The sequence below is a fragment of the Actinokineospora sp. genome (assembly GCF_050699995.1).
In the GTDB taxonomy this organism is placed as follows: domain Bacteria; phylum Actinomycetota; class Actinomycetes; order Mycobacteriales; family Pseudonocardiaceae; genus Actinokineospora.
The window spans coordinates 59,667-69,978 of sequence record NZ_JBOHGC010000209.1 but is presented as its reverse complement, the minus strand read 5'-3'; the positions used below and the strand labels follow the sequence as shown (position 1 = coordinate 69,978).

The window sequence follows — 10,312 nt, the reverse complement described above, 5'->3', positions numbered from 1 at the left end:
CGACGAGGTTCTCGCTCAGGAAGTGGGGTGTCCGCACGGATTCCATGGCAGCGCCGCCGCCGACCGCAGGAAGCGGCCGACAGCGGCGACGACGACTACCTCCAGGCCGTCACCAAGGAGGCCATGCGACTGCGCCCGGTCATCTACAGCGTCGCCCGCAGGCTGACCGAGCCGACCGTCGTGCGTGGACACCTGCTGCCGAAGGGCACGATCGTCACGCCCAGCATCGGTCTCGTGCAGGCCGACCCCGACAACTTCGCCGAGCCCGAGGAGTTCCGGCCGGAGCGCTTCGTCGGCGCCCAGCCGGAAGCGGGCACGTGGATCCCGTTCGGCGGCGGCGTCCGACGCTGCCTCGGCGCGGGCTTCTCGTTGCAGGAGGCCGCGGCCGTCCTGCGCGCGATCCTTGTCCGGTACGACATCGAGCCGGTCGGACCGCCGGAGGCCACGATCACCCGCAACATCACCCTGGTCCCCGCGAAGGGCGCCCGGATCGTGGCCCGCCGCCGTTGATGGCGCCGGTCACAGCCGGGTCAGCGAAGCGTCAACGAGAACTCTGAGCCCGTAAAGATCGCGTAGCCGACTCCACCACCGTGCCCCTGCTCGGCGTTGTGTTGTCCATGGATGACACCCGAGTTACGCGGAGGACACGGTGACACTCGTCGACCACATACCCACGCTGCGCGGCTCGCTGAACCGGCGCCTCGAACCTGGCCTCTGGCCCCGCGGCGCCCACCTGCGTACCGACAACGAACTGGAGATCGGCGGGGTCGAGACGACCCAGCTCGCCGCCCGCTTCGCCACCCCCGCGTACGTGCTCGACGAGGACGACATCCGCGCCCGCTGCCGCGCCTACCGCGCCGCGCTCCCGGACGTGGAGATCGCCTACGCGGGCAAGTCGCTGCTGTGCCGCGGCGTGCTGCGGATCATCGCCGAGGAGGGCCTGTCGCTCGACGTCTGCTCGGCGGGCGAGCTCGCGGTGGCCCGCTCGATCGCCTTCCCGGCGGAGCGGATCCTGTTGCACGGCAACGTGAAGACCGCCGAAGACCTCAAAGCCGCCCTCGGCTACGGCGTGGACCGCGTGGTGATCGACTCGCTCGACGAGATCCACCAACTCGGCGCGCTGACCACCGCCGCTCAGCCGGTGCTGATCCGGGTGACCCCCGGCGTCGACGGAAGCACCCACCACGCCATCACCACCGGCGTCGACGGCCAGAAGTTCGGCTTCTCCCTGGCCGACGGCGCGGCCGAGCGGGCGGTCGCGCGGGTGCTGACCGAACCGGGACTGCGGATCGTCGGGCTGCACTGCCACATCGGTTCGCAGATCACCAGGGTCGCAGCCTTCGAGGAAGCTGCCCGCCGAATGGTCGGCCTGCTGGCGCGGATCCGAGACCGGCACGGTGTCGTCCTGCGCCAACTCGACCTCGGGGGCGGCCACGGTATCCCTTATCTCCCAGGGGAAGCCGAGTTCGACCTCACCGGGTTCGCCACCCGGCTGCGGTGCGCGGTGAACTACGAGTGCGGCAGGCAGCGGATCCCCGTGCCCGCGCTGACCATCGAACCCGGCCGGTCGATCGTCGGCCCGGCCGGAGTGACCCTCTACCGGGTGGCGGTCGTCAAGCGCGGCGCCACGACCTTCGTCGCCGTCGACGGTGGCATGAGCGACAACCCGCGGCCCGCGCTGTACGGCGCCCGGTACACCGTGCGGATGGTGGGCAGGCCGTCCTCGGCCCCGTTGGTCCCCGTAACTGTCGTCGGCCGACACTGTGAGGCAGGCGATGTCCTGGCCGACGTCGCCCTCCCGGCCGACATCGCCGCGGGCGACCTTCTGGCCGTGGCGGCCACAGGCGCCTACCACCACAGCCTGTCGTCCAACTACAACGCCGTGGGCAGGCCGCCGCTGGTCGCGGTCCGCGACGGGGTGGCCCGGCTGCTGGTGCGCCGGGAGACCGAGGACGACCTCCTCGCCCGCGACCAGGGCTGAGTCAGGCGGGCAGCGGCTTGCCGCGGTCGGTGGCGACGGTGATGGCGAAGAACGCCAGCAGCGAGCCGGTCACGTAGCGCTGGACCCGCAGCCAGTCCGGCCGCCGGGCGAAGAACGCGCCCACCGCGCCCGCGGCCAGGACGAACGTGCCGTTGAACGTCAGCGCCACCGCGATCTGGGTCAGCCCCAGCAGCAGGCTCTGCATGGCGACCGAGCCCTGCGTCGGGTCGATGAACTGCGGCAGCAGCGACACGTAGAGGATGGCGATCTTCGGGTTGAGCAGGGCGGTCAGCAGACCCATGCCGAACAGCTTGCGCGGCCGGTCGATCGAGAGCCCCTGCGGCGCGAACGGCGACGTGCCACCGGGTCGGACCGTCTGCCACGCCAGCCAGAGCAGGTACGCCGCCCCCGCGAGCTTGAGCGCCAGATAGAGCTGCGGCACATAGGTGAAGAGCGTGACCACCCCGGCGGTGGCGGCGACCAGGTACACGAACAGCCCCGCCCCGACACCGGCCAGCGAGACCAGTCCCGCGCGGCGACCCTGGGTCACCGACCGTGAGACCAGGTAGATCATGTTCGGCCCGGGCGTCAAGACCATGCCCAGGGAAACAAGTGCGACACCGACGAACGCGCTGAGTTCAACCCCCATGGAACCCATTGTCCCAGTCAGAGCCGACGGTTCTCCAATACTGGGATCGCCGCCCGCGTGGTGTCCACAAGGTCGGTGTCGATGTCGACGACAAGCACGTCCGGCTCACCGCCCGGCGCGGCGTTTCAGTCGAGGGTGAAATGGCGGCAGGCATAAAACATCCAGTCCGATGGAACAGGACGTTTCTGGCCTGCAGACACTCCAATGGAGTCCATCATCCCGGCGTGACGCGCCTATCAGGTGGCAGCCGAGTCGTTCCTCCCTGTCAGGGGCACCCCAGCACCAGTGCAACTGGTACGGAACCGCTTGACGTGGGCGAGCAGGCTCGCGAAGGACATCGGCGGGACTGCGAGCGCGCCCGCCTCAGCGGCCTTGGAGTCCCGGATACCTGCGTCGGCGCCGGCCAAGGCCAGCTCCACGCAATCGCTGTCGTTGGCACTAAAACTGCTCTTGACCCAGGCCACTTCCACGCAGTTCGCATCATTACCACTGAAGCTGCTCTTGCGCCAACTGTTCTCGGACTTGTCGACCACGTCGGTCATCCTCCTTCAAGATCGCGCGCGATGGACCGCAGCAGCTTCACCGAACCTGCCTTGTCCAACGCCACGGCTGTCAGCTTCTCCACGGTCAGCCTATAGAGCGCGACCTCGTCGTCATCGTCGCGAAACAGCCCGGTGGTCCTGGCCTCCATGAAGACCACGTCAGGGTGGCCGGCGAACTCCAACAGGACGAACTGGCCCATTAGCCCAGCATGCGCTGGCACGGTCATCGGGATCAGGCGCAGGCTCACGTTGTCTCGATCGGCCAGGTCGATCAGGTTGCGGATCTGCCTGGCCATCACCTTGTGTCCTCCGATCGGCTGCCTCAACCCAAGCTCCGTCAAGATCATGTTGAACCGGGGTGCCTTCTTTCGGGTGATAATCGTCTGTCGCGCCATGCGCCGGGAAACCCGTGCTTCGACGTCAGAATCGTCCTCGTCCACCTGAATGGCGGATATGACCGCACGGGCGTACTCGGGGGTCTGTGCAAGCCCGGGAATCAGCAAGGGCTCGAAGTTCGTGATCATGCTGGCCTGGGTCTCGAATCCGAGATAGGTGCGGCTCTGCCTGGTCGGGTTGCTATGTTCCACCATGCCGGAAGACCCGAGCCCGCCACGAGCGAGGTCGACCAACCGGTTCCGCTCGTCACCGGTAACGCCGAGGACCGCCAGGATCGCGGCCACCTCCTCGCTGGTCGGCTCGCGCTTACCGTTCTCCAGTCTGCTGATCGTGCTCGTCGAGACGCCCAGTGGCACGCATACGTCTTCCAAGGTCTTGCCTGCGGCTCGACGGTGAGCCAACAGTTCCAGCCCGATCCCTCGCGTGCCTACCCCCTGGCGCTGCCCCATGGAATTTCCTCTCACAGTCGGCAAGATCGTCGCTCCGCGACGCTAGCGCTGCGCCACCGCCTGTACCAGTTCTGTCACTCGGATGGGCAGGTTGCAAGTTTCCACACCGCAGGCATTCTTGGAGCCATGACCGAGATTCCGGAAGGGCGCACCGCGACCGCGCTCGACGTCGATGTGCGGCGGCACCTGTCCATGCTGCTGACCGGCACCCAGTGCGGCACCGACGACCAGGTCGTCGCACTCGCCCGGATGGAGACACACCGACTCATCGGCGCGGTCGTCGCCGGACTCCGCAACCACCGCATCGACGCCCACGGCACCTGCACTGTCTGCTGTGGACAGTTCTGCGCACTCCGCAGCGAGATGAGCAATTCGCTGTTGCCCATCAGGAGACTGCCTATGAGCGGCGGCTGATCCCCCAGCCGCCGGGGGCGACGTTTCTCCACTCGCCCGCCCGCGTCGGCCCGCCACCCCGAACCAGCGCCTGCGCCCGACGTGCCCCCGACCGATCGGGCGCAGGCGCCTCCCACCGAACGGAGGGCCATGCGGTTCTCACCGCTACTCACCCACAATTACTCGCCGGCGGCCCGGTCCCGGTGCGAACACTGCTCTGTCGACGAACACAGGTGGGGTGAGCCCGAATACGAACACATCGACGACCAACTTGCCCTGTGCCGCTGGTACTGCACCTGCCCGCAATGCCCGTTGTGCCCAGGCCTCTCGGTCGCGGTGTCGACCTTCGAACGATGGCACGGCCAGCACCGGTTGATCTGACATGCCAACCCGTGCCGAGTCCGTCGCCGACCTCGCTCACCGGTGTGAGCACGTAGAACTGGCAGAAAAGCAACGGCGGAGCACTGTGGCCGCGCTCGCGGAAGCGAGCCCCCTGCTGCGATCATGGAATCGCTGGACTCGCCTGTTCGGCGCCCTGTTCCCGGCAGGTGTCACCTGCCAGTACGCGGGTCTGCTCACCATCGCACTCGACGGCCCGCCCCTGTTGGCCGCAAGCCTGCTGATCACCGGCATGGCCACGGTCTCCGTCCTCACCATCCGCCTTCACCACGCCACCCGGAAAGGACTCGACATCGCTGCGGCCCTGGCCACTGCGACACACAAGTGACCCATGCGTGCGCATCGAAGGGGGCGCGCCAGGAACGACCGGTCAGGCGGGACTGGCCCTCGAAACCTTCGCGCACGATCAGCGTGCTGATCGTGCCGCGTAAGAGCTCCCCACCGCGTGTGGCAGCGAGCCGCCCGGATACTTCACTGCCTTGTCGGCTTCGTTCAGGTCGACCGCGAATCCCCCATCAGGCATCTTCATCCCCTTCTTCCGGCATTCCGGTGTATCCCCAGATAGACGCCATCGGCTTGTGATCAGTTCCCACCCGAGTCGCATCAGGTTACCGAGCATGTGCCGTGCGTCACGGCGTTCAGGCGCGCGTTCCGCCGCTCTAGAGCCGGCGGTTCTCCAATACTGGGATCGCCGCCCGCGTGGAGTCCACGACGTCGGTGTCGATGTCGACGACAAGCACGTCCGGATCGCCCTTCAGCGAGGCGACCACCCGCCCGAGCGGATCGGCGACCAGGCTGTGCCCGATTCCCAGCGGCGCCGTGCCGGTGACCGCGCCGGGGTCGGCTTGCCCGCAGGCGAGCACCCATGACGTGCAGTCGAGTGCCCGCGCGCGCACGAGCAACTCCCACTGTTCGCGCTTGCCATCGCCCGCACCCCACGACGCGCCCAGCAGGATCGCCTTGGCGCCGTGGTCGGCCAGTGCCCGGAACAGTTCGGGGAAGCGGACGTCGTAACAGGTGGCCAGTCCGAGTGTGATCCCGTCGACCTCGATCGTCACCGGTGCGTCGCCTGGCGCGACGGTGTGGGACTCGGCGAAACCGAAGGCGTCGAACAGGTGGATCTTGTCGTAGCCGAGGTGCTGTCCGCGCCCGGTGACCAACAGCGTGTTGCGCACCCGCCCGTCCGGGGCGGGGGTGAACATCCCGGCCACGATGACCACCCCGGGCTCGTCGGCGATCGCGCGGACCGCCGTGGCCCACGGCCCGTCGAGCGGCTGCGCCACCGGACCGAGGGGGACGCCGAAGCGCGACATCGTCGCCTCCGGGAACAGGACCACCGACGCGCCGTCGGCCTGGCGCACGCCTTCGCGGACCAGTGCGAGGTTCGCCTCCGGGTCGGCGGTGGCGGAGATCTGGCAGAGGGCAACTCGCACAGTCGCTCCTTACGATTCGATCGACCACTACTTTGACATCCTCCCCTGCCTGAAGGTCGGGGATTCCAACAGCTACCACACGGGGAGGTGGTCGCGTTGAGGTTCACGGTTCGCGGGCTCACCCAACGGCGGGCCTCCCCGTGCAGCCACGGCATGCCCTGCCGCGAATCGAATATTCAGTGCCGCGTTCACATCCGCGTTGGCGGCGAAACCGCAGGACCGGCACCGGAAGACGGCTTGGCTCTCGGGCGCCTCCCGATCCACGACCCCGCACGCCGAACAACGCTGACTGGTGAACCGCGGGTCGACCTTCACCATGCGACCCGGTGCCTTCTGTTCTAGACGGGTCACCAACTGGTCCCATCCGTTGGCCAGGATTCCCCGGTTCAGGCCCGCCTTCCGCCGCACACCCCGACCGGGTACTTCGGCGGTGCCTTTCGCTGACCTGGTCATGTTAGCGATCTTGAGGTTTTCGACCGCGATCACGTCGAACTCCCGGGCGAGACGGGTGCTGGTCTTCTCCACCCAGTCCTTTCGCCGGTCGGTTTCGCGGGCCTTGAGCCTCGCGATCGCGGTCTTCACCTTGCCGCGCCGGTTGGAGCCGCGTTGCGCCCGGGCGAGCTTGCGTTGCAGCCGCAGCAACCGTGCCTTCTCACTGTCGCGTAGAGCGAGCGCCGTCAACAGTTCCCCTGTGGACAGCGCGGCCGACACCACCACGCCCCGGTCCACTCCTACAGCCGCACCCGTGCCCGGTCCGGCGATCGGCGCGGGCACCACGGCGAACGCCACATGCCAACGCCCCGCCCGATCACGGGTGATCCGGTAGGACTTCGCGCCGTCAGCGACCGGCGGAATCGCACCCATCCGACTTTGGGCACCCGGACCTCGCCGATAGTGCGGGAGATCCGACGCCAGTCGCCAGACGCCACAGAGACGATCCGGAAACCCTCTCCGCGACCGCGTCTGCGCCACGTCGGCTGTCGATGAGTCTTGCGGAAGAAGTTCGCTTTCGCCTGAGCGAAGTCCTTCAACGCCTGCTGCTGAACCATTACCGAGCCGGCCGCCAACCACGGGTTCGCCGCCCTCGCCTCGGTCAACTGACGGCACTGCTCGGTGTGTCCCGGCGCTGCCATGCGCCCCGGCTGCCAGTGCGCGTGCTGCTCCACCGCGAGATTCCACACGAACCGGGCATGCCCACAGTGCTGCAGCAACACCCGCTCCTGGGCGGGGGTCGGTTGAAGACGGAACCGGGACATGTCGATCAACCTAATGGCCACCACCGACAAAAACAGGAGACCGAGTTTGAAACCGGACATGCCGGGCAGTAAGCGCTCCGGCACGCGGTTCCTCCCCGGCATGAACCCGTAGCATCCTCGGAAGGACCATGAACGCAGCATCCTCGGGGGATACTGTGGGGTCGTGCCGGTTCTGCGTGCGGTAGCCGCTGTCGTCCTGATGATTTCCCTGGCCGCCTGCACGGCCGAACCTACCCCGCCCGCCTCCGGTGATCCCGACGGTCGATCGATGGTGATCGCCGCGGCCGTCGCGCCCGCCTCGCTCGACCCGGCCGCCGGATACGCCCCGCTCGGCGCGGGGAAGATCTACGACGGGCTCGTCGAGTACCAGCCGGGCGGCACGCTCCGGGCCGCGCTGGCCGCCGCGCTGCCCCTGCCCGCGGCCGACGGTCGATCCTGGACGGTCACCCTGCGCGGCGACGTGAAGTTCCACGATGGCAGCCCGTTCGACGCCGACGACGTCGTCGCGACCTACCGGCGTGTGCTCGACGGCCCGGTGCGCCCGAAGTTCTGGATGCTGTCCGACGTCCGCGCGCTCGACGCGGCCACGGTGCGCTTCGAGCTGTCCCAGCCATACCCGGCGTTCGCGGGTCTGCTGGTCCTGGGCGTCAAACCGGCCGCGGAGGGGACCAACGGCACCGGCCCGTACCAGGTCGCCGCGTGGGAGCCCGGCCGCAAGCTCGTCCTCAAGGCCCACCCCGGTTACTACCTCGGCACACCGAAGCTGAGCGAGGTCACCGTCGAGTTCATCGCCGACGACGAGACCCGTGCCCAACTCCTGCGCGACGGCAAACTCGACGGCGCCGTGCTGCCCACAACCCTGGCGTCGGGTTTCGCCGCCACCTCAGGCCTCACCGTCGTCGACCACGCCGCGGGCGACGTCCGGCTGGTCTCCCTGCCCGAGGGCCCCGTCACCGGCGACCCGGTGGTGCGGCAGGCGCTGAACCTCGTCGTCGACCGGCGCGAACTCGTGGAGGAGGCGCTGGCGGGCAAGGGCGCCGCGACCTCGATCCCGCTGCCCGCCGCGCTCGCGGAGTTCGCCGAGCCCAGCGCTCGCTTCGACCTCGACGTGCCCCGCGCGAAGGAACTCCTCGAAGCCGCCGGGTGGACGGCCGCCGCGGCCGGGCCGCGCACCAAGGCGGGCGTGCTCGCGGTCATCCCCGTCGGCTACCCCGCCGGTGATCTCACCGCGCGTGACCTCGTCGCGGGCTTCGCCCGCGCCGCCGCCACGATCGGCGTGCGGGTCACCGCCGAGCCGGTCGCGCGCGACGCACTCACCGGGTCCACCGCCGAACTTTGCGCGGTGGGCGACCCATTCGACCCGGGCCGGGCACTGTCGTGGCTGGGCGACGCGGCGGCGCGCGCCGTCACCGACCCGGCCCAGCGCGCGGTGGCGTACCGGGCGCTGACCCGTGCCTACCTCGCCGCGCCGTCCGCCGTGGTACTCGCCGAGACCGGACACAGCTACGTGATTCGGCAGAATTGGACCGGATACCGGGCCGTCGTCGACGGTCCGGGCACCGACCACACGTGGGGGGCATGGTGGAACCTGCAGACCTGGGCACCTCGATGATCGACCTGGAAGCCGTCCGCGCGCTCACCCCGGGCGCGGCGAACGGCGTGTTCCTCGACAGCGCCGGAGCATCCCTGGTCCCGCGCCCGATCGTCGACGAGGTCGTCGCGCACCTGCGCCGCGAGGAGGAGGTCGGCGGCTACCGCGCGGGCGCCGAACGCCTCGACGACCTCGAAGCGGGCTACGGCGTCTTCGCCGACCTGCTGGGCTGCGCCGCCGATGAGATCGCCTTCACCGACAGCGCGACCCGCTCCTACCTCGCCGCCTTCGACGCGCTGCCGCTCGGACCGGGCGACCGCCTGCTCGCCACCGAGGCCGAATATGGCGGCAACGCGATCCCGCTGCTCCGCCGGGCCGAACTCACCGGCGCCACGGTCGAGCCGATTCCGTCCACATCGGACGGCGAGGTCGACGTCGACGCGCTGCGCGGGATGCTCGACGAGCGAGTCAAGTTCATCTCACTGGTCCACGTGCCGACGAACAACGGCCTGGTCAACCCGGTCGAAGCGGTCGTGGAGGCCGCGCGTGAGGTGGGTGCCATGGTGGCGCTCGACGCCTGCCAGTCGATCGGCCAGCTCCCGCTGTCCCTGAGCGGGATGGGCGTCGACTTCATCAGCGGCGCGGGCCGCAAATGGCTGCGCGGCCCGCGCGGGACCGGAGTGCTCGCCGTGAGCCGGGCGGCCCGCGAGCGGCTGGTGCCCCGGCTGGTCGACCTGCACAGCGGCGAGTGGACCGGCGCGAGCGAGTTCGAGCTGCGCGACGACGCCCGCGTCTTCGAGCTGTGGGAATCCGGCGTCGCCGAGCGTCTTGGCTTCATCTCCGCCGCCCGCTACGCCCTGGACCTGGGCATCGACGCCATCGCGGCGGCGGTCGCCGACCGGGCGGGCCGACTGCGCGACGGTCTGGCGTCAATTCCCGGTGTTCAGGTGCGTGACCAGGGCAAACAGCAGTGCGGCCTGGTCACGTTCACCGTCGAGGGCATGGCCGCGGCCGAGGTCCGCGACAAGCTGCGCGGCCACGACATCACCGTGACGGTCAGCGGGTTGCCGTCCACCCGCTACGACATGACTCGGCGTGGTCTCAGCGAGGTCGTCCGGGCCTCGCCGCACTACTTCGTCGCCCCAGACCAGATCGATACAGCCGTGGAGGCGGTCGCCTCCCTGCGGTGACGGACGCGACGGTCACGCCGGGAGGGCGACGCC

Annotated in this window: 11 protein-coding genes and 1 pseudogene; 6 read left to right on the top strand and 6 right to left on the bottom strand. The window is 69.2% G+C overall.

Going from position 1 to position 10,312, the window contains the following annotated elements:
• Together ACRDSQ_RS11730 and lysA are read left to right on the top strand one after the other, a co-directional pair.
• Positions 1-510, top strand: a 510-nt coding sequence (locus tag ACRDSQ_RS11730) for a cytochrome P450 (RefSeq protein WP_431420916.1), incomplete at its 5' end; no start/stop codon positions are given.
• Between the two features lie 139 nt (positions 511-649).
• Complete coding sequence (lysA, locus tag ACRDSQ_RS11725) at positions 650-1,981, top strand: diaminopimelate decarboxylase (protein ID WP_431420915.1); 1,332 nt, start codon at positions 650-652, stop codon at positions 1,979-1,981.
• Between the two features lies 1 nt (position 1,982).
• Here lysA and ACRDSQ_RS11720 read toward each other — a convergent pair whose 3' ends face one another.
• The 3 genes from ACRDSQ_RS11720 to ACRDSQ_RS11710 form a co-directional block, all read right to left on the bottom strand.
• The gene (locus ACRDSQ_RS11720) at positions 1,983-2,630 is read right to left on the bottom strand and encodes a LysE family translocator (RefSeq protein WP_431420914.1); all 648 of its coding nucleotides are present in this window, start codon (positions 2,628-2,630) and stop codon (positions 1,983-1,985) included.
• A gap of 236 nt (positions 2,631-2,866) precedes the next feature.
• Complete coding sequence (locus ACRDSQ_RS11715) at positions 2,867-3,172, bottom strand: DUF397 domain-containing protein (RefSeq protein ID WP_431420913.1); 306 nt, start codon at positions 3,170-3,172, stop codon at positions 2,867-2,869.
• Complete coding sequence (locus ACRDSQ_RS11710) at positions 3,169-4,017, bottom strand: helix-turn-helix domain-containing protein (protein WP_431420912.1); 849 nt, start codon at positions 4,015-4,017, stop codon at positions 3,169-3,171. The genes ACRDSQ_RS11715 and ACRDSQ_RS11710 overlap by 4 nt, the downstream gene beginning before the upstream one ends.
• A 126-nt stretch (positions 4,018-4,143) precedes the next feature.
• Between ACRDSQ_RS11710 and ACRDSQ_RS11705 the strand changes: the two genes are divergently transcribed.
• On the top strand, positions 4,144-4,431 hold the full coding sequence (locus tag ACRDSQ_RS11705) for a hypothetical protein (protein ID WP_431420911.1): 288 nt from the start codon (positions 4,144-4,146) through the stop codon (positions 4,429-4,431).
• A gap of 445 nt (positions 4,432-4,876) precedes the next feature.
• On the top strand, positions 4,877-5,137 hold the full coding sequence (locus ACRDSQ_RS11700) for a hypothetical protein (protein WP_431420910.1): 261 nt from the start codon (positions 4,877-4,879) through the stop codon (positions 5,135-5,137).
• Between the two features lie 331 nt (positions 5,138-5,468).
• Here ACRDSQ_RS11700 and ACRDSQ_RS11695 read toward each other — a convergent pair whose 3' ends face one another.
• From ACRDSQ_RS11695 to ACRDSQ_RS11685, 3 genes and pseudogenes are all read right to left on the bottom strand, one after another.
• Positions 5,469-6,242: a carbon-nitrogen hydrolase family protein gene (locus ACRDSQ_RS11695; protein WP_431420909.1), complete on the bottom strand. Its 774-nt coding sequence runs from the start codon at positions 6,240-6,242 to the stop codon at positions 5,469-5,471.
• Positions 6,243-6,314: 72 nt separating this feature from the next.
• Positions 6,315-7,106, bottom strand: coding sequence for an RNA-guided endonuclease InsQ/TnpB family protein (locus ACRDSQ_RS11690; protein ID WP_431420908.1), 792 nt, complete (start codon positions 7,104-7,106; stop codon positions 6,315-6,317).
• A gap of 332 nt (positions 7,107-7,438) precedes the next feature.
• Positions 7,439-7,498, bottom strand: a pseudogene (locus ACRDSQ_RS11685) (hypothetical protein); the annotation flags it as partial.
• Positions 7,499-7,661: 163 nt separating this feature from the next.
• On the opposite strand from ACRDSQ_RS11685, the gene ACRDSQ_RS11680 reads away from it, so the two are divergent.
• Together ACRDSQ_RS11680 and ACRDSQ_RS11675 are read left to right on the top strand one after the other, a co-directional pair.
• Positions 7,662-9,110 carry an ABC transporter substrate-binding protein gene (locus ACRDSQ_RS11680; RefSeq protein ID WP_431420907.1) on the top strand — a complete coding sequence of 483 codons (1,449 nt, stop codon included), beginning with the start codon at positions 7,662-7,664 and terminating at the stop codon, positions 9,108-9,110.
• Entirely contained in the window at positions 9,077-10,279 is a 1,203-nt protein-coding gene (locus ACRDSQ_RS11675) for an aminotransferase class V-fold PLP-dependent enzyme (protein WP_431420906.1), read from the top strand. The genes ACRDSQ_RS11680 and ACRDSQ_RS11675 overlap by 34 nt, the downstream gene beginning before the upstream one ends.
• Positions 10,280-10,312 lie beyond the last annotated feature (33 nt).